We start from the raw sequence: 16,970 nt of genomic DNA, 5'->3' as shown, positions 1-16,970 counted from the left end.
CAGCGGCCACTGACAACGGCCCTCCGCGGCCCGCTCCTTTACGCCCGCCGTGCCGTGGGTACGGTCCTCGCGGAGGTGACGGGAGCATGGCGCGATGGCGGGACGGTCACGGGAGTCTGCTGATCCATCCGGACGACGGCGGGGCCCCGCTCACCGTGCCGCTGGAGATCGCGGCCTCCTATCGGGCGCGCACCAGGGGCCTGTTGGGCCGCGACGCGGTCGAGGGGGCGATGCTGCTCTCTCCCGCGGGCAGCGTGCACACCTTCGGCATGCGCATCCCCATCGATATCGCCTACCTCGACCGCGGGCTGACCGTCATCGCCGTCCGCACGATGCCCCCCGGCCGCCTGGGTCTGCCCCGCCTCCGTTCCCGCCACGTACTGGAGGCGGCCGCCGGGGCGATGGTGGGGTGGGGGATGCGGGCGGGGGTACGGGTGGGGGTGGAGCCGGGCTGACCGTCGCGTCATGGCCGGGGGCGTTGCGGTGCTCGTCGGGGTGGCCACGATGCGCAAGCGGTACGGGGGCGCTGACCGGGATCCGAGGGGCCGGCGGACTGGCCGTCGACACCGACGGCACCCATCGGATCCGGTTCGACTACGAGGTGGGCGATCCCGCGGCTCATTGACCGGTGCGCGGGAAGCTGACCTCCACCCGTCGGTTCTTCTTCCGACCCTCCTCCGTCGAGTTGTCGGCGATCGGGTACTGCTCGCCGTAGCCCCGCACCTCGAAAGTGACGTCCGGGTCGTTCAGGTCCTGGTCCAGGACGGCCTGGACGGCGTTGGCGCGCTGCCTGGACAGCACGTCGCCGTGGGCGGAGGAGCCGAGGTTGTCGGTGAAGCCGAAGACGCGGACCTGGGTCGCGTTCTGCTTCTTGATCTCCTCGGCGATCGTCGCGATGCGCGCCTTCGCCTCGGCGCCGAGCTTGGCGCTGTCCTTGCCGAACAGCACCTCGGCCTGGAGGGCGAAGGTCACGTCCGCGTTGGTGTCCTCCCGGCGCTCGTCCCCACTCTGGTCCTCCACGACCGACTTGATGTCCAGCACCTTGGGCTGCGCGAGGGTGGCGCCCTCGGGCAGCTTGAGGTCCGGGTCGGTGGGGTCGATCTTCACGGGCGCGGTGGCGGAGGGTTCCGTGCCCGGCGGCTCACTGGGTCCGGTGTCGTCGGCCCGGGCGAGCGAGAGGTTGGTGAGGACGAGGAGGGTCGCGGCGGTGACGGTGAGGGTGAGGCGGGGGTTGGTGGTCACTTCGGCCTCACCCGGAGATCTGGATGGAGGCAGTGGGGAAGCCGGGCAACTGGAAGTCGACTTCGGTTGTGGCGGCGGGAGGGGCGGGGAACTGCATGAAGACCTGGGTCTCCTCGCCGGCCTTCAGCGACGTCAGTCCGGTGGTCGTGAGTGGTCGTCCATCTGTGTCACGCAGGACGTAGTAACGCTTCTTTCCCTTGGAGTCGACGAGCGTGGCGCCGCCCAGCGAGCTGCCGTTCCTGATGATCTCGGTCTCGTTTCCCCTCACGCTCGACGGGATGATCGCGGCGCTCCCGCTGTCGTTCTTCAGGGCGGCGTTCACGGTGACGAATCCGCCCGCGTCCCGCTGAGCCGAGGTGATCGAGAGGAGCAGGCCGCTGGGACCCTTCAGCTCGGCCAGCGGCTCGTCGGACTGACCTTCTTGAGCGCTCGGCTTGGACCCGTCGCTTCTGGTCGCAGAGGCTGACCCCTCCGGCTTCTTCCCGTCGTCGTCGCCACCACCACAGCCAGCTACTCCGACGGCCAGGCAGGCCGCAGCGGCCAATGCGACCATCCCCCTGCGGGCCTTCGCAGTGAACTGCATGCTCATCGCTCCGCTTCCTTCATCCTTCGTCGTTCGTGGCCAGGTGGACGTCGAAGAGGTCATCCGGGCCCGGCAGACCGGCTTCGTCGTCCGGGTCCAGGTCCCAGGTCTTGTCCCCGCACTTGAGTTGGGGCGACGCGTCGTCTTCGGCACTCCCGCTCGGGGGCTCGCACAGCGCCTTGATCACGGCCTTCGCGGACGCGGTGGACTTGGTGTTCTCCGTACCAGGCACGATCGAGTCCCCGACCGGCTTGTTGGCCTCGACCGTCACGACGTACTCGAGCAGTCCGGGATCGCAGACCGTCACCTTCGCGTCGTTCTGCGCGGCCAGTTGATCCGCGCGCCAGCAGTCCTTACCGCTGCCCTTGCCTTCGAAGATGTCCTGCCACTTGGTGGGGTCGAGCAAGACCGCGCGCCACTTGTCGGCGAGTTGGTCCCGTGTCTCCTGAGCCGCCGCGAGCGCCGCCGCGTCAGCAGCCGTCTGGGCACCACTCCGATTGACCGCTGCCTGTCCTACGGCGAGATAGGCCAACGCAAGAAAGAGCAGACCCGCCACCACCGTGATGTAGATGGGGAAGGCCTGCCCTGCGTCACCGAGCCGACGGCGAAGAATCAGGTGATCTCTTGGATCTTCGCCTGAATCTTGTCGAGGATCGTCTGACCGATGTCCGTACCTGTGATCGCCAGCACGATCGCCACCACCACCGCGATGATCCCCAGGTACTCGACGGCGGTCTGGCCCTTGTCGTTGGTGCGTCGCTGCATCGCAACCACCAACTTCAGCATCAGGTCGCTCACGGTGCTCCCCTCCAGGTGCGCTTCCGACTCCGGAACCGTAGGACCGACTCCCCCACCCCCCAGAGGGCCCCAGGGCCCATTCCCGGACCCAACGCCGCTCCCCGTTCGGCATCTCAGGCCACCCCCAGCCATTTCGCGGCCGCCTGGGACCTGGTGGTGCTCTGGAGCTTGGCGAAGATGCGGTTGATGTGGTTCTTGACCGTCTTCTCGCTGATGAAGCAGGTGGCGGCGATCTGCTGGTTGGTCATGCCGGACGCGATGAGGTCCATGATCTCCGCCTCTCTGCTGCTCAGTTGGAACCGTGACCGGAACGACTGTCCCACATCGGATTGCAGTTGCGAAAGGTTTTGGGGTGGAATTCCGCCTAAAATAACGGCGAGTTCACCACCTTCATGTGCAGGTGCACTCGTCTGGACCTGTGGAATCAACGCCTTCGCCGCACCCGGCGTCACGTGCGGCCGCCCCTCCCTGACGTCGTGCACCGCCCTCACCAGCTGCTCCGCCGTGAACTCCCCGTGCACCAGATAACCCCCCGCCCCCCGTCGCAGCGCCTCCCGCACCGTCTCCGTCTCGTGGCTGTAGGTGAGCATCATGACCGGGGCCAGCCGGACCAGGTGGGGCAACGCCGAGATCCCGTCGACGCCGGGCATGCGGACGTCGAGCAGGATGACGTCGGGCCGGTGCCGCAGCGCGGCCTCGTACGCCTCCCGGCCGTCCGCCGCCTCGGCTACCACCGTGGTGTCCGCACGGCCGGACAGCAGGGCCGTCAGGCCCGCGCGGACGACGGGGTTGTCGTCGGCCACCACCAGGCGCAGCGGGGCCGCGGCGACCGGTGCCGGGAAGCCGGCGGAGTCCGGTCGGTCCGGGAAGTCGGGGCCCGGCTCACGGGGTTGCCGCATCGGGTGTCTCCTCTCGGGAGTCCGCGGGGGCGCCGGGCACAGCCGCCCGCAGGGGCAGGTCCACGCGGACCTCCGTGCCCCGCTCGTGCTCGCCCCGGCCGATGCGGATGCGCGCCCCGGCCGAGGCGGCCCGTTCGACCATGCCCAGCAGGCCGAAGTGGCCGCCGTGGCGCAGCCGTTCCAGGCTGGTGTCGGGAGGCAGGCCGGCGCCGTCGTCGTGGACGGTCAGGCGGAGCTGGTCGCCGTGGACCCCGGCGGTCAGCTCGACGCGGGTCGCCCGGGCGTGCCGGGAGACGTTCTCCAGGGCCTCGGCGGCGATGGCCAGGAGGTGGCGGGCGGGGGCGGGTGCGACGGGCGGGAGGTGGGCGTCGCCGGTGCGGCGGCAGACCGCCGGCAGTCCGGTGCGCGCGGAGAAGTCGTCGACCCGTGCGGTCAGTTCGGTCCAGACGTCCACCGGGCGGGCCGGGTCCTCCTCCCGCCGCAGGTCCTCCAGCAGCTCGCGGGACTCGGCCGCCGCCCTGCGGGCCGAGCGGGACACCAGGTCGGCCTGCTGCCGGACCCGGGCCGGGTCGGGGGCCTCGGCGGACGCGGTCGTGGCCAGGCCGTCGGCGGCGAGGGCGACGCCGTAAAGGGTCTTGGCCACCGAGTCGTGCATCTCCCGGGCCAGCCGGGCCCGTTCGGCGTGCACCGCCTCGGTCGCCGCCAGTCGGGCCTGGACGGCGGTCAGCGCCTGGGTGGCCGCGCCGAAGCGGAGCATCAGGTTGCGCAGGGTCGAGCCCATGGCTCCGGCGATGACGCACAGGCCGGGCAGGAGCAGGGACTCGGCCACGCCGGTCCGGCCGTCCGGCTTCAGGGTGGTGTGCACCAGGAGCAGGATCAGGGACTGCAGCGAGGCGAAACAGGCCGCACCCCGCCAGCTGTAGACCAGGCCCGCGAGCAGCGGGGTGCAGACGCTGACGTAGGCGAGGGTGGTGTCGGGGCCCGCCGAGACCAGCAGCAGCGAACCGACGAGGGTGTCGGCCGCGAGCAGGGTGGGGTGGCGCAGGAGGAGGGGACCGAAGCGTTCCCAGTCGCGGAACAGGACGTAGGACACCATGAAGGTGACGACGACCGCCCCGCCGACCAGGCGGACGCCCAGTCCGGGAGCGGCGTTGAGCAGGGCGGCGGGGGCGGCGAGGACGATCATCGCGAGCCGGAAGCCGAAGACCTGCCGGCACATCGCCTGCAGGGCACGTACCTGGATCTTCTCGGAGGGCTTCTCGGAGGGCTCGGGGAGCACACCGGCGGCCTCCGTCACCGGCGGGACCCGTCCCGGTACGGCCGCCCGCTCACCGCGCAGGTGGGCGGCCGACGCGCGCCACGCGGCGCGCGCGGCCTCCCGCAGGGGGACCCGGAGGGACAGCCGCCGGCCCGGACCGGTCGCTCCCATCGTCGTCATCGGGCGCTCACTTCCCCGTGAGCGAGCCGAAGTCCACGCCGGAGCCCAGCAGCAGGCCGGCGCCCAGCAGGAGCATCGTGCCCGGGACCATGAAGGTGGTGATCATCAAGGTGGCCTTGGGGACCGCGCGGGCGGCCTTGCGGCGGGCGTTCTGGGCGTCCGTGCGGCGCATGTCCTTGGCCAGCGCGACCAGGGTGTCGACGATGGGGGCGCCGAGTTCCTCCCCCTGCTGCAGCGCCGTCACGAACATCGCCACCTGCTCGGAGTCGTTGCGGCGGCGCAGTTCCGCGAAGGCCTGGCGGCGGCTCATGCCGAGGTCCATCTGGCGCAGGGTGATGCGCAGTTCGTCGGCCCAGGGACCCTCGTAGCGCGTGGCGACCCGGTCCAGGGCCTGGCGGAAGCCGAGCCCCGCGCTGACCACCACCGCGAGCACGTCGAGGAAGTCGGGCAGGGTCCGTTCGATCACGTCCTTGCGGACGCGGATCGCCGACCAGATGCCGACCTCCGTCCAGAACGCCCCGAACAGGAGCAGCAGCAGCGCCACGAACCACTGGCCGCGCAGCAGGAAGACGAGGAAGCCGACGCCGCCGAGCGCCCCGTACACCGCGCGGCGGGCCGCGTACCGGTCGATGGTCAGGCCGCCGGGGTTGCCCGCGAGGTCGATCCGGCGCCGGTACCTGGCCACCAGACGCGGGCCCATCAGCCGCAGCACGGCGGGGGCGTACCGCATGCCCATGCGGTCGATCACCGAGTCCACGGCGCCGGTGCGGGTGGCGCCGACCTCCAGGGCGATCGCCAGGTCGCCGGGGAGTTTCGCGTCCGCGCGGTACATCCGGACGCCGGCGAAGGCGCCCCAGACGCCGAGGCCCGTCAGCAGGGCGAGCAGGAATGCCATCGGTGCAGCCTCCTCACACGTCGATCCGGCTCATCCGGCGGATGAGCACGAAGCCGACGGCGTACAGGGCGAACGCGATGACCACACAGACCTGGCCCACGGGTGAGCCGGTCATGCGTTCCAGGGCGCCGTCCTTGACCCCGTTCATGAGGAACAGGGCGCCGATGCCGAGGACGGGCACGGCGTACGACGTCATGGTCACCTGGGACAGCTGGGTGCGGATCTCGCGCCGGGTCTCCTTGCGCTCCTCCAGGGTCTCGGTGAGGTTGCGGAGCGCGCTGACCACCTGGCCGCCCGCCCGGTTGGAGAGGACCAGGGTGGTGACGAGCACGACGAGTTCGCGGGACGGCAGCCGGTCCGCGAGTTCGCCCAGCGCGTCGTCCATGGAGTGGCCGATGGCGAGCTGGTCGGCGACCTTGGCCAGTTCCTCGCCCGCGGGCGCCTCCAGTTCCTCGGCCGCCATGCCGATCGCGGTGCGCAGGGCCAGGCCGGCCTGGGTGGCGTTGGCCAGGATGCGGGCCAGTTCGGGAAGTTGGTTGATGAAGCGCTCGATGCGTTTCTGCCGTTGCCAGTTGAGGAACTGGACGGACGCCCAGATGCCGAGCAGGCCCGCGAGGGGGCCGAAGAAGGGGGCCAGGGTGGCCTGGCCGATCAGCCACAGCGCGGCCACCGCGGCGAGCATGTAGACGAAGAACTCGCCCGGCGTGACGTCCAGGCCCGTGGCCGCCAGTCTCAGTTCCAGCTTCCGGCCGAGCGCCGTACGGCGCAGCCGGCGGTCCAGGTCGCGGAAGCGGCGCCGGCGGCCGCCGCCCGGGACGGCACCGGTGTGCGAGAGGCGGTCGATCAGCGCGGCCCGCTGGGCCCGACCCGAGGCGTAGACGTGCACGCCGACGACCGCCAGGACGCAGGTCAGCAGCGCGACACCGGTGGTCAGCCGGACGAGGTCGTGGAGTTCCATGGGGTGGCCTACCTGGCTACTCGGGTGGCGAGCTGGTCCGCGGTGCCGGCGACCCCGAAGGCCTGCGGTACGGGCTGCCCCGCCATGTACAGGCGGTCGGCGGTCCGGCGCGGGAGCGGGAAGTACTCGAAGGTGCCGTGGACCCGGCCGTCGTGGGTCAGCGGCTGGGCGAGGAACCGGGCCACCGTCGCCAGCCGGTACGGCTCCCCGCCGTGGCTGTCGAGCACGGCGATCTCGGTGATCCGGCGGGCGCCGTCGGCGAACCGGGTGAGCTGCACGAGGACGTCGACGGCGCTGTTGATCTGGTCGTGCAGGGCGACGAAGGGCACCTCGACGTCGGACATGGAGGCCAGGGTCTGGAGCCGGGTGAGGGCGTCCTCGGCGCTGTTGGCGTGGACGGTGGCGAGCGAGCCGTCGTGGCCCGTGGACATGGCCTGCAGCATGTCGAGGGACTCGCCGCCGCGGACCTCGCCGACCACGATCCGGTCGGGCCGCATGCGCAGCGAGTTGCGCACCAGGTCGCGGATGGTGACCTGGCCCTTGCCCTCCACGTTGGGCGGCCGTGACTCCAGCCGGACCACGTGGGTCTGCTGGAGCTGGAGTTCGGCGGAGTCCTCGATGGTGATGATGCGCTCGTGCGCGGGGATGAGCCCGGAGAGCGCGTTGAGCAGGGTCGTCTTGCCGGTGCCGGTGGCCCCCGAGACGATGATGTTGAACTTGGCCTGCACGAGGCCGGCCAGCAGGAACACCATCTGCTCGTCGAGCGAGCCGAAGCCGATCAGCTCCTGGAGGGTGAAGGAGCGCGGGAAGCGGCGGATGGTGAGGGTGGGGCCGGTCAGCGACAGCGGCGGGATGACGACGTTGACGCGCTCGCCGGAGGGCAGGCGGGCGTCGACCATCGGGTTGGACTCGTCGACGCGCCGGTTGACGGTCGACACGATCCGCTCGATGGTCTGCATGAGCTGGTCGGCGGAGACGAAGCGCAGCGGCAACTGCTCCACGCGGCCTCCGCGTTCGACGAAGATCGCGTCGGGTCCGTTGACCATGATCTCGGTGATCGAGGCGTCTTCGAGCAGCGGTTCCAGGATGCCGAGGCCCAGGGCCTCGTCCACCACCCGGCGGATGAGCTGGGAGCGTTCGACGGTGGAGAGCACCGGGCCCTCGCGGCTGATGATGTGCCCGAGGACCCGCTCCAGGCGCGCGCGGCGCTCGGCGGCGGCCAGGGAGCTCATCTCGGCGAGGTCGATCTCCTCCAGCAGCTTGGCCCGGTAGGAGGCGACCAGATGCCCGTCCTCGCCCCGGCTGCCGTGCTCCTCGGGAGTGCTGATGCGTGCCCGCAGGCTCATGGGTTCGCTGCTCCTCCGTGGTCGCGGGGCATGGTGGCGCGCTTCTGGACAGGGTCGAAGGACCAGCCGGGGACGATCCGGGGGACCGAGACGGTGGCGGTGACGGTGACGGAGTCGTCCCCGCCCCCGCTCTCGCCGCACGTCACGTGGAGCCCCCCGCTGACGGCCTGCGCACACGCCCCCTGGGGGGACTGCCCGAGGGCGGCCGCGCGCGCTCCGGCCCGGGCCGCCGTGCCGGCCTGCTCGGCCGCGTAGGCGACGGCCCCGATCTGGAAGCCGGCCAGGCCGACGATCAGCAGGACCGGGACGAACCCGAGGTACTCGATGGCGACCTGGCCCGCGTCGCGTCGCTTGCGCCGGTGCGGCTTCCCGGTCGGCGTCCCGGGCGCCTCCTCGGTCGGCTTCCCGGTCGGTGTCTCGGGCGGCCTCACTCCTTCACCTCCTCCACGGTGCCGGCGTGGCCCTGCACCGTGACGGGGAAGTCGATCGCGCCGGGGAACAGGACGGGCACCTTGAGCCTGACGTCGGCCGTCACATAGCCGCTCGTGCTGCACGCCACCTTGGCTCCCCCCTTCCACGCCCCTGACAGGTGTTTGAGCGCGGCCGCCTCGCACGCGGCCTGGCGTGCGCCGCCGCGGGGCGCGGCCGTCCCCGCCCGGGCGCCCTCGTCCGCAGCATTCCCCGCGAGCGTGTAGGCGTACCCCACCAGCACGCACTGCCACATGAGCACCAGGGTCAGCACGATCAGCGGGGTCATCCCGAGGAGTTCGATGCTGACCTGCCCCCGGTCGTCCCCGCGCAGGCGTCTCATCGGCCGCTACTCCTTCCGCCGCCGGAAGCCGACCGCGCCGCGGCCACCGCCCCGGTGCGCGCCCTCGGCCGCCTTGACCAGGCCCAGCTCGCCGGCCAGCGCCCACAGGGCCTGTTTCACCGTGCTCCGGCTGTCCAGTTCGTGCAGCCGTCCCGCGTCGACGACGCCCTGCAGCTCCTTGAAGTTGGCGGGCACGGCGGTGCGGGCCACCGCGGTGCCGGTGATCCGTTGCACCAGCGCCGGCTGGATCTCGGTGGCGCGGCTGTGACGGTTGACGATCACCGTCGTCTCCTCGGCCTTGCGGATCTGCAGCCGGTCCCACATGCGCACGGTCCGCTTGGCGGCGCGTACGGCGACCACGTCCGGGGTGGTCACCAGCAGGGCGGCGTCGGCCATCTCGACGGCCGCCGCGCTCGCTCCGCCGAGCTGGGCGCCGCAGTCGACCACGACCACCTCGTACCGCGAGCGCAGGGCGCTGACGACCTGGCGGGCGGCGCGGTCGGTGACCTCCTCGCCGCGCTCGCCCTCGGCGGGGGCGAGGAGCAGGGCGAGGCCGGTGTCGTGCCGGAAGACGGCGTCGGCGAGGACCCGGTGCGAGATGTCGGTGATGGTGGCGAGGTCGACGACCGAGCGGCGGAACTGGACGTCCAGGTAGGAGGCGACGTCGCCGGTCTGGAGGTCGAGGTCGACCAGGGCCGTGGCGCGGCCGGAGGCCTGGGCGGCGAGCGCGAGCTGGACGGCGGTGACGGTGGCGCCGACGCCGCCCTTGGCGCCGCTGACCGTGACGACGGTGCCGCCGGCCCCGCCGAGCACGTCGGCGCCGTGCCCGAGGTGGCGCCGTACGCCGGTGGACCACTGGGCGACCGCCTGGACCCGGCTGGCGAGTTCCTCGTACGACAGCGGGAGCGAGACCAGGCCGCGGGCGCCGGAGTCCATGGCGGCGGCGAACAGGCCGGGGCTCGCGTCGGTGGTGACGAGGATGACGCCGACGGCCGGGAAGCGCAGCGCGACCTCGCGGATCAGCTCCAGCGCCGGGACCGGGCCGATCCGCTCGTGCACGACGACCACCTCGGGCAGTTCGTCCACCGACTCGGCGGCGGACCGGGCGAGCGTGTCGACGAGCTGGGTGGAGTCACCTACGGGCGGCTGCGGTTCGGCGTCGGGCAGCTGGCTGAGCAGGGTGGTGAGGGAGCGGACGGCGTCCGGGTCCGCGCCGGCCGGGAGGATCCTGGTGGGCATGGCCGCCTCTCACTTGTCCGTCACGAGTTCGTAGGTGCGGTCCTTGTCCGGGACGCTGGTCTGGCCGCCGGGTGCCACCAGCGCGAGCCGGACGCGCTGGGCGAAGGACTCGGCGTAGGTGATGCGCTGGGCGTCGAGGGTGGAGAGCGCGAAGGTGATGGGGACGGCCTCGGTGGGCTGCTGCTGGTCCTTGCTGCGGTCGGGGTCGAGGGCGGTGATGTGGCCGACGTCGAGGACGCGCGCGTTGGTGACGATGATCTTCGACTGGTCGGGGTCGCCGTCCTTCTTCCCCTCGAAGGTGGCGTAGACGTTGACGCGGGAGCCGGGGGTGATCTTGCCGGCGACGCCCGTCGCCGCGTCGATCATGATGGCGACCTCCTGCTGGCCCTGCTGGAGGGCGGGCTGGTCGACGATCATGTCGGTCTGGAGCAGCGATCCGGCCCGCAGGGTGGTCACGGCGATCTTGCCCTGGATCTGCCTCAGATCGGTGACGGCGTTCCCGGACAGCCAGCGTTCGGGCATCTTGATCTTCTCGAACTGGCCGGTGCTCAGCGCGGTGTACGGCTTCACGTCGGACCTGACCCGGTAGGCGCTGACCTCGGGTCCGACCTTGGACTGCACGTCGTGGACGACGGAGAGCACGCCGGCGAACGCGCCGAGAGCGCACAGGACCGACAGGATCAGGAGTATCACGCCGCGGCGCTGACGGGAGTTCATGAACCGTGCAACCTCATTGGGGGAATCGGTCGGTCGGGAAGTGGGTCACCTTGGTGCGGGTCAGGCGGGCGTGCGCTGTTCCAGCGCGCGGGGGGCGGCGGGCTCGTGCGCGGGCGGGGTGGCGGAGCAGAAGACGCAGAGGTCGCCTATGACGTCGAGGCCGCACCAGTGGCAGGTGGACTGCCGCACGGAGGACACCAGTTGGTACAGCACCGAGAGGTCGGCGAGGTAGCTGCAGAACTCGACGACGCGGCCGGTTCCCCACCAGCGGGCCGACTCCGCGGGCAGCGGGGTCTCGCGCAGCCCGTGGGAGGTCCACTCCTTGGCGAGGCCGGTGAGCCAGTCGGTCTGGAGCTGGCCCTTGGCGACGAGCATCCAGGTGCTGAACTCGGGGCCCTTGAGGGTGGCGCCGGGTGCGACCTTGACGAGCTGGGGTTCGGGGTGGGCGACGACGGCGAACTGACTGCCGGGCACCCAGGACTTGGCGTGCGCCTTGAGCCCCACCGGGACCCGGTCCAGCCGGGCGACCGAGCCGAGGACGGCGCCGGCGTGGACGTAGTGGGTGAGCAGGCGTCCGGCGGAGGCGAGCACGCCGGGGCTCAGGTCGCAGGAGGCGAGCTGGCGTAGCTGCCGGGCGAGGACGGCGACGCCGAGCGGCGGCAGCGCGGGCCGGAAGAGGGCCACGCGGTCGCTCTCCAGCAGGGACCGCAGGGTGTACAGCCGCCGCACGACCGGCTCCGGCGTCGCCTGTGAGCACAGCACCACCACGTATCCGTACTGCTCGATGAGGGCGTGCAGTTCGGCGAGGGCGTGCTCCAGGGGGCGCTGGTCGAGGTCGCGCAGCACGACGGCGGGCATGGTCCGTTCGTCCTGCACCGGCAGTGCCATGTCGGCACTGGTCACGGCAATGGCAGTTGGCACGCTCCGCTCCCCGCTCCTCACACCCTTCGGCCCACCGGTGTGACTCCAATGCGCCAGGACGACTTCGTTGCGTGACTACCTGAGCACTGTAACCACGGCCCAATGACCGGAGAACAGCGTTTGTGTAGCTCGTGTGCAACTCATCGGTCGCAACTACCGCCAAATCCGGACAGGTTGAGCGAAGTGGCGAGGACGGTTTTGGTCTGGACCTCTTGACAGCCGAATTGGTCTGGACCAACTTGTACGCCAGCGGTGGCCACCGCCCCTGACTCCCCAGCACCTCCCCTTCCCCGCCGACTCCCCCATCGGAGGCACCAGTGGACCGCGCATCAGGCATACCCGGACCCCGCAGACGACGGATCGCCACGTGGTCCGCCGTCACCGCCCTCGCCCTCTCGGTCGCGGGCCTCGCCGCCACCCCCGCGTCGGCCGCGGACGTCAACAACGTCAAGAACGCCGGCTACGAGTCGGGCCTCGGCAACTGGACCTGCACGGCGGGCAGCGGCACGACGGTCTCCTCTCCCGTCCACTCCGGTTCCGCCGCGCTGAAGGCGACCCCGGCCGGGCAGGACAACGCCCAGTGCACCCAGTCCGTCGCGGTGAAGCCGAACTCGACGTACACGCTGAGCGCCTGGGTGCAGGGCGGCTACTCCTACCTGGGCGTGACGGGCACGGGCACGACGGACGTCTCGACCTGGACGCCGGACTCCTCGTCCTGGAAGCAACTGTCGACGACGTTCACCACGGGCGCCTCCACGACCTCCGTCACGGTCTACACCCACGGCTGGTACGGCCAGGCGGCCTACTACGCCGACGACGTCTCGGTCTACGGCCCCGACGGCGGCGGTGGCGGCGACCCGGCCCCCACGGTCCCGTCCGCGCCGGGCGGCCTCTCGGTCTCCGGCACGACCTCGTCGTCCGTGTCCCTGTCCTGGTCCGCGGTGTCGGGCGCGACGGGCTACAACGTCTACCGCAACGGCACGAAGGTGACGGCGGTGACGGGGACGTCGGCGACGGTGACCGGACTGTCGGCGTCGACCTCTTACTCCTTCCAGGTCACGGCGACCAACTCGGCCGGTGAGTCCGCGAAGTCGGCGACCGTGACCGGGACGACGACCGCCACCGGGGGCGGGGGCGGGGGCACGCTGCCCAAGCACGCGGTGACCGGCTACTGGCAGAACTTCAACAACGGCGCGACCGTCCAGAAGCTGTCGGACGTCCCCGCCGCCTACGACATCATCGCCGTCGCCTTCGCGGACGCGGCCGGCACGCCGGGCGCGGTCTCCTTCAACCTGGACTCGGCCGGCCTCGGCGGCTACACGGTCGACCAGTTCAAGGCCGACATCAAGGCCAAGCAGGCGGCCGGCAAGAAGGTCATCGTCTCCATCGGCGGCCAGAACGGCACGGTGTCGATCAACGATTCGACGTCGGCGGCGAACTTCGCGAACTCCGTGTACTCCCTGATGCAGACGTACGGCTTCGACGGCGTCGACATCGACCTGGAGAACGGCCTGAACGCGACGTACATGACGCAGGCGCTGCGCTCCCTGTCCTCGAAGGCGGGCTCCTCGCTGATCATCACGATGGCCCCGCAGACGATCGACATGCAGTCGACCTCGAACTCCTACTTCCAGACGGCCCTGAACATCAAGGACATCCTCACGGTCGTCAACATGCAGTACTACAACAGTGGTTCCATGCTGGGCTGCGACGGCAAGGTGTACTCGCAGGGCTCGGTCGACTTCCTCACCGCGCTCGCCTGCATCCAGCTGCAGGGCGGCCTGTCGCCGTCCCAGGTGGGCCTCGGCGTGCCGGCCTCCACCAGTGGGGCGGGCAGCGGCTACGTCTCCCCCACGGTGGTCGACAACGCCCTGGACTGCCTGGCCAAGGGCACCGGCTGCGGCTCCTTCAAGCCCGCCAGGACCTACCCCGACCTGCGGGGCGCGATGACCTGGTCGACCAACTGGGACGCGAGCTCCGGCAACGCCTGGTCGAACGCGGTGGGGGCACACGTCCACGCCATGCCGTGACCTGAGCCCAGCGCCACCCGGACGCCCGGCCCCGACGAGGGGCCGGGCGTCCCGTCGTTGACGAAAGCCCTGGCCAGAGCCGTTGTTGGCTGTTACACCCTTTCGTGGAAGCGGCCTCGGACGTAGCCGGGCAGAGGCGCTTGAGCTGGCGGGAAAACCTTCATTCAGGCCGTAAATGGACATTGCAGTCGTGAGTCACAGGAATATGCGCGAACCGTAACAGCAGCCAGGTTTCGCCCGACCGGCTCCGCGGCCGGCTGCAAGGTGTGGGTGTGCGGCCGACCGGTCGCCACCAGCACACCGCACCTCCTGTCCGCCGCTCCGGCCGCGGGCAGCGGGGTGTGCACGACCCTTCAAAGGGGGACTCCGTGTCCGTTTCTGTTACCGCCCGCCGTGTCGCCGCCACCGCCATCGCGACGGCCGCCGTCGTAGGCGCCGTGGCACTGCCGGCATCGGCCGCCGACCACGGCCACGACCGCTCGCACCACCGCACCCTGGTGGGCATCGGCGACGTGCAGCACCCCGCGTCGAGCCGCTACGACCGCAACCTGAACCGGGAGTGGGTCGAGGTCACCAACGCGAGCCGGCGGAGCGTGAACCTGGACGGGTGGACGCTGTCGGACGAGGACGGCCACACCTACACCTTCCACCACTACCGGCTGGACGGCCGCGCGACCGTCCGCGTCCACACCGGCTTCGGGCGGGACAGCCGGACGGACCTCTTCCAGGACCGCCGCCGGTCGGTGTGGGACACCCGCAGCGACACCGCGACCCTGCGCAACGACCACGGCCGCTTCGTCGACTCCGTCTCCTGGGGCCGCGACCACCGCGGTCACCGCGACGGCGGCGGCTGGGGCGGCCGTCACCACTGACCCGCACCGCACCTCGCGCAGCGCGTCACTCCCTCGGGGAGTGGCGCGCTGCGCCCGTTCCACCGCACGGCGGCCGCCCCGGGGGCCGGCCGCGTTCGGAGCATCACCTTTGACTACCTATTGACCTGTCCATGCCAGAGCTTCACCATGAGCGCCACACCCGCACGTCGCACTGAAGCACCCCCCGGCTCCACTCCCCCACGTCCGGCGACCCCGGAATTCCTGGAGATTCAAGGAGATTTCATGCGACTCCGTGTTCGCGGCTCCGGCGCGCGCGGCGGCAGACGTACCGCCGCCCTCGGCGCACTGCTCGTCATCGCCCTGGCCGCCCCCGTCTCGGCCACCGCTCCGCACGCCGCCGCCGACAGCGCCCGGAAGGCCCCGGCCGCCGGCGACGACGTCCGGCAGTACGAGATCCAGCAGCGCACGAACCCCGTGACCCGTACGGCCATCCAGGCGGCCGGCGTCACCGTCGACGAGGCCGGCGAGGAGACCGTCGTCGTCTCCGGCCGGGCGGACCAGATACGCGCGCTGCGCCGGCTCGGGTACGAGGTGACCCCGGTGGGCGCGGCGCCCCGGCGGTCCGGGGCGCGGCTGTACGACTTCCCCACCGCCGACGCGAAGTACCACAACTACGCCGAGGCGAACGCCGAGATCGACCAGCGGCTCGCCGCCCACCCGGACATCATGAGCAGGCGGGTGATCGGCAAGTCGTACCAGGGCCGGGACATCGTCGCCATCAAGGTCAGCGACAACGTGGCGACGGACGAGGACGAGCCCGAGGTGCTGTTCACCTTCCACCAGCACGCCCGTGAGCACCTGACGGTGGAGATGGCACTGTACCTGCTGCGCGAACTGGGCGCCGGGTACGGGTCCGACTCCCGGATCACGAACCTCGTGAACAGCCGGGAGATCTGGATCGTGCCGGATCTCAACCCCGACGGCGGCGAGTACGACATCGCCACCGGGTCCTACCGCTCCTGGCGCAAGAACCGGCAGCCCAACTCCGGCTCGTCGTACGTCGGCACCGACCTGAACCGGAACTGGGACTACAAGTGGGGCTGCTGCGGCGGCTCCTCGGGGTCCAAGTCCTCCGAGACCTACCGCGGCTCCGCCGCCGAGTCCGCGCCCGAGGTGAAGGTCGTCGCCGACTTCGTGCGCGGCCGGGTCGTCGGGGGCAAGCAGCAGATCAAGGCGGGAATCGATTTCCACACCTACAGCGAACTGGTGCTGTGGCCGTTCGGGTACACCTACGCGGACACGGCCACCGGGATGACGGCCGACGACGCCGCCGCCTTCAAGGCCGTCGGGCGGAAGATGGCGGCCAGCAACGGGTACACGCCCGAGCAGTCGAGCGACCTCTACATCACGGACGGGTCGATCGACGACTACCTGTGGGGCACGCAGAAGATCTTCGACTACACCTTCGAGATGTACCCGACCTCCGGCGCGAACGGGGGGTTCTACCCGCCCGACGAGGTGATCGAGCGGGAGACCTCCCGTAACAGGGACGCGGTGCTGCAACTGCTGGAGAACGCCGACTGCATGTACCGGGCGATCGGCAAGGCCGCCCAGTACTGCGGTCAGGCCTCCTCGAAGTAGGCGTCGAGGACCGCGTCCAGTTCCGACTCCCACTCCTTGAAGCGCGCCCGGGCCGCCGCCTCGATCTCGATCGGGTACCAGCGGCGGTCGGGCGTGTGCACCGTGATGGTGAACCGCTTGCCGAAGCGGGGGGACTCCGTCTCGACCGCCGCGATCTCGTCCCAGCGGAACTCGCAGTTCTCCTCGTCGAGGCTGAGCCTGACCCCGCGGTGGTCCGCGGCGAACCGGGCCCTGCGGTCGGAGACTTCGAAGACGGGCCCGTCCTTGACGGCCCCGGCCTCCTCCTCCGGCCCGGACTCCTGCTCCGGGGCCCTGCCCGACACGTCCTCCGGCTCCGCCGACGCCTCGGCCGTCCGCGCCGCCGCCTCGGGTTCCGGCTCCCCGGCGGGCTCCGGCACCGGGCGCCCCGCCTCCTCCGTCGGCTTCGCGTCCTCCGCCTCCGGTCCCGCCGCCTGCGCGGTGATGCCGGGGATGAAGGCCGGGTCGAAACCGGCGCCCTTGACGGGCTCGCCCTTCACGGGCTGGCTGCTCGATCCTATGCGCTGGTCCACGGCGGCAGTATGGACGACATACCTGTGCCGGAACCAGTCAGCCCGCCTTTCACTTCCGTTCGCACTGG

At 71.2% G+C, this 16,970-nt stretch carries 19 protein-coding genes; 4 read left to right on the top strand and 15 right to left on the bottom strand.

Translation table 11 applies throughout. The annotated features are described in order from the left end of the window. Nucleotides 1–86: 86 nt before the first annotated feature. Entirely contained in the window at nucleotides 87–455 is a 369-nt protein-coding gene (locus PV343_RS16800) for a DUF192 domain-containing protein (RefSeq protein WP_319147723.1), read from the top strand. A gap of 163 nt (nucleotides 456–618) precedes the next feature. Here the strand turns inward: PV343_RS16800 and PV343_RS16795 are convergent, their stop codons facing one another. The 14 genes from PV343_RS16795 to PV343_RS16730 form a co-directional block, all read right to left on the bottom strand. Beyond that, a complete protein-coding gene (locus PV343_RS16795) occupies nucleotides 619–1,242 on the bottom strand; it encodes an OmpA family protein (RefSeq protein ID WP_319147722.1) in 624 nt (207 codons plus the stop codon). A 7-nt stretch (nucleotides 1,243–1,249) separates the two neighbouring features. Then, nucleotides 1,250–1,831, bottom strand: coding sequence for a hypothetical protein (locus PV343_RS16790; RefSeq protein ID WP_319147721.1), 582 nt, complete (start codon nucleotides 1,829–1,831; stop codon nucleotides 1,250–1,252). Nucleotides 1,832–1,844: 13 nt separating this feature from the next. Continuing rightward, nucleotides 1,845–2,438 carry a pilus assembly protein TadG-related protein gene (locus PV343_RS16785; RefSeq protein WP_319147818.1) on the bottom strand — a complete coding sequence of 198 codons (594 nt, stop codon included), beginning with the start codon at nucleotides 2,436–2,438 and terminating at the stop codon, nucleotides 1,845–1,847. After that, nucleotides 2,438–2,623 carry a hypothetical protein gene (locus PV343_RS16780; RefSeq protein ID WP_319147720.1) on the bottom strand — a complete coding sequence of 62 codons (186 nt, stop codon included), beginning with the start codon at nucleotides 2,621–2,623 and terminating at the stop codon, nucleotides 2,438–2,440. The genes PV343_RS16785 and PV343_RS16780 overlap by 1 nt, the downstream gene beginning before the upstream one ends. A gap of 113 nt (nucleotides 2,624–2,736) precedes the next feature. Beyond that, nucleotides 2,737–3,522, bottom strand: coding sequence for a response regulator transcription factor (locus PV343_RS16775; protein WP_319147719.1), 786 nt, complete (start codon nucleotides 3,520–3,522; stop codon nucleotides 2,737–2,739). Further along, nucleotides 3,506–4,960: a sensor histidine kinase gene (locus tag PV343_RS16770; protein ID WP_319147718.1), complete on the bottom strand. Its 1,455-nt coding sequence runs from the start codon at nucleotides 4,958–4,960 to the stop codon at nucleotides 3,506–3,508. The genes PV343_RS16775 and PV343_RS16770 overlap by 17 nt, the downstream gene beginning before the upstream one ends. A gap of 7 nt (nucleotides 4,961–4,967) precedes the next feature. Continuing rightward, nucleotides 4,968–5,855 carry a DUF5936 domain-containing protein gene (locus tag PV343_RS16765; RefSeq protein WP_020941937.1) on the bottom strand — a complete coding sequence of 296 codons (888 nt, stop codon included), beginning with the start codon at nucleotides 5,853–5,855 and terminating at the stop codon, nucleotides 4,968–4,970. Nucleotides 5,856–5,868: 13 nt separating this feature from the next. Next, nucleotides 5,869–6,813: a type II secretion system F family protein gene (locus tag PV343_RS16760; protein ID WP_319147717.1), complete on the bottom strand. Its 945-nt coding sequence runs from the start codon at nucleotides 6,811–6,813 to the stop codon at nucleotides 5,869–5,871. Between the two features lie 8 nt (nucleotides 6,814–6,821). Further along, nucleotides 6,822–8,159 (bottom strand): CpaF family protein, encoded by a 1,338-nt coding sequence (locus PV343_RS16755; RefSeq protein ID WP_319147716.1) that lies wholly within the window; start codon nucleotides 8,157–8,159, stop codon nucleotides 6,822–6,824. Beyond that, nucleotides 8,156–8,485: a TadE/TadG family type IV pilus assembly protein gene (locus tag PV343_RS16750; protein WP_319147817.1), complete on the bottom strand. Its 330-nt coding sequence runs from the start codon at nucleotides 8,483–8,485 to the stop codon at nucleotides 8,156–8,158. The genes PV343_RS16755 and PV343_RS16750 overlap by 4 nt, the downstream gene beginning before the upstream one ends. Before the next feature lie 101 nt (nucleotides 8,486–8,586). Continuing rightward, nucleotides 8,587–8,970 carry a TadE/TadG family type IV pilus assembly protein gene (locus PV343_RS16745; protein ID WP_319147715.1) on the bottom strand — a complete coding sequence of 128 codons (384 nt, stop codon included), beginning with the start codon at nucleotides 8,968–8,970 and terminating at the stop codon, nucleotides 8,587–8,589. A gap of 6 nt (nucleotides 8,971–8,976) precedes the next feature. Further along, on the bottom strand, nucleotides 8,977–10,209 hold the full coding sequence (locus tag PV343_RS16740; RefSeq protein WP_319147714.1) for an AAA family ATPase: 1,233 nt from the start codon (nucleotides 10,207–10,209) through the stop codon (nucleotides 8,977–8,979). 9 nt (nucleotides 10,210–10,218) lie between these two features. After that, nucleotides 10,219–10,926, bottom strand: coding sequence for a Flp pilus assembly protein CpaB (gene cpaB / locus PV343_RS16735; RefSeq protein ID WP_319147713.1), 708 nt, complete (start codon nucleotides 10,924–10,926; stop codon nucleotides 10,219–10,221). 60 nt (nucleotides 10,927–10,986) lie between these two features. Next, nucleotides 10,987–11,829, bottom strand: a complete 843-nt coding sequence (locus PV343_RS16730) for a hypothetical protein (protein WP_387952838.1) — start codon at nucleotides 11,827–11,829, stop codon at nucleotides 10,987–10,989. A 335-nt stretch (nucleotides 11,830–12,164) separates the two neighbouring features. Between PV343_RS16730 and PV343_RS16725 the strand changes: the two genes are divergently transcribed. The 3 genes from PV343_RS16725 (at nucleotide 12,165) to PV343_RS16715 (ending at nucleotide 16,351) form a co-directional block, all read left to right on the top strand. Further along, on the top strand, nucleotides 12,165–13,877 hold the full coding sequence (locus tag PV343_RS16725) for a chitinase (RefSeq protein WP_319147712.1): 1,713 nt from the start codon (nucleotides 12,165–12,167) through the stop codon (nucleotides 13,875–13,877). A gap of 368 nt (nucleotides 13,878–14,245) precedes the next feature. Beyond that, on the top strand, nucleotides 14,246–14,749 hold the full coding sequence (locus PV343_RS16720; protein ID WP_319147711.1) for a lamin tail domain-containing protein: 504 nt from the start codon (nucleotides 14,246–14,248) through the stop codon (nucleotides 14,747–14,749). A 243-nt stretch (nucleotides 14,750–14,992) separates the two neighbouring features. Beyond that, nucleotides 14,993–16,351 carry a M14 family metallopeptidase gene (locus PV343_RS16715; RefSeq protein ID WP_319147710.1) on the top strand — a complete coding sequence of 453 codons (1,359 nt, stop codon included), beginning with the start codon at nucleotides 14,993–14,995 and terminating at the stop codon, nucleotides 16,349–16,351. On the opposite strand, the gene PV343_RS16710 is transcribed toward PV343_RS16715, so the two are convergent. Next, on the bottom strand, nucleotides 16,333–16,902 hold the full coding sequence (locus PV343_RS16710; RefSeq protein ID WP_319147709.1) for a hypothetical protein: 570 nt from the start codon (nucleotides 16,900–16,902) through the stop codon (nucleotides 16,333–16,335). The two genes, PV343_RS16715 and PV343_RS16710, sit on opposite strands and share 19 nt — an antisense overlap. Nucleotides 16,903–16,970 lie beyond the last annotated feature (68 nt).

The sequence above is a fragment of the Streptomyces sp. WI03-4A genome, assembly GCF_033792105.1.
Lineage (GTDB): Bacteria > Actinomycetota > Actinomycetes > Streptomycetales > Streptomycetaceae > Streptomyces > Streptomyces collinus_A.
This window is presented reverse-complemented; position numbering and strand designations above follow the sequence as displayed.

Excerpts from the sequence above, each read along its gene's own strand:
- PV343_RS16800 (WP_319147723.1), top strand. The coding sequence starts at position 87 with ATGGCGCGATGGCGGGACGGTCACGGGAGTCTGCTGATCCATCCGGAC.
- PV343_RS16790 (WP_319147721.1), bottom strand. The coding sequence starts at position 1,831 with ATGAGCATGCAGTTCACTGCGAAGGCCCGCAGGGGGATGGTCGCATTG.
- PV343_RS16775 (WP_319147719.1), bottom strand. The coding sequence starts at position 3,522 with ATGCGGCAACCCCGTGAGCCGGGCCCCGACTTCCCGGACCGACCGGAC.
- PV343_RS16770 (WP_319147718.1), bottom strand. The coding sequence starts at position 4,960 with ATGACGACGATGGGAGCGACCGGTCCGGGCCGGCGGCTGTCCCTCCGG.
- PV343_RS16765 (WP_020941937.1), bottom strand. The coding sequence starts at position 5,855 with ATGGCATTCCTGCTCGCCCTGCTGACGGGCCTCGGCGTCTGGGGCGCC.
- PV343_RS16760 (WP_319147717.1), bottom strand. The coding sequence starts at position 6,813 with ATGGAACTCCACGACCTCGTCCGGCTGACCACCGGTGTCGCGCTGCTG.
- PV343_RS16755 (WP_319147716.1), bottom strand. The coding sequence starts at position 8,159 with ATGAGCCTGCGGGCACGCATCAGCACTCCCGAGGAGCACGGCAGCCGG.
- PV343_RS16745 (WP_319147715.1), bottom strand. The coding sequence starts at position 8,970 with ATGAGACGCCTGCGCGGGGACGACCGGGGGCAGGTCAGCATCGAACTC.
- PV343_RS16740 (WP_319147714.1), bottom strand. The coding sequence starts at position 10,209 with ATGCCCACCAGGATCCTCCCGGCCGGCGCGGACCCGGACGCCGTCCGC.
- cpaB (WP_319147713.1), bottom strand. The coding sequence starts at position 10,926 with ATGAACTCCCGTCAGCGCCGCGGCGTGATACTCCTGATCCTGTCGGTC.
- PV343_RS16715 (WP_319147710.1), top strand. The coding sequence starts at position 14,993 with ATGCGACTCCGTGTTCGCGGCTCCGGCGCGCGCGGCGGCAGACGTACC.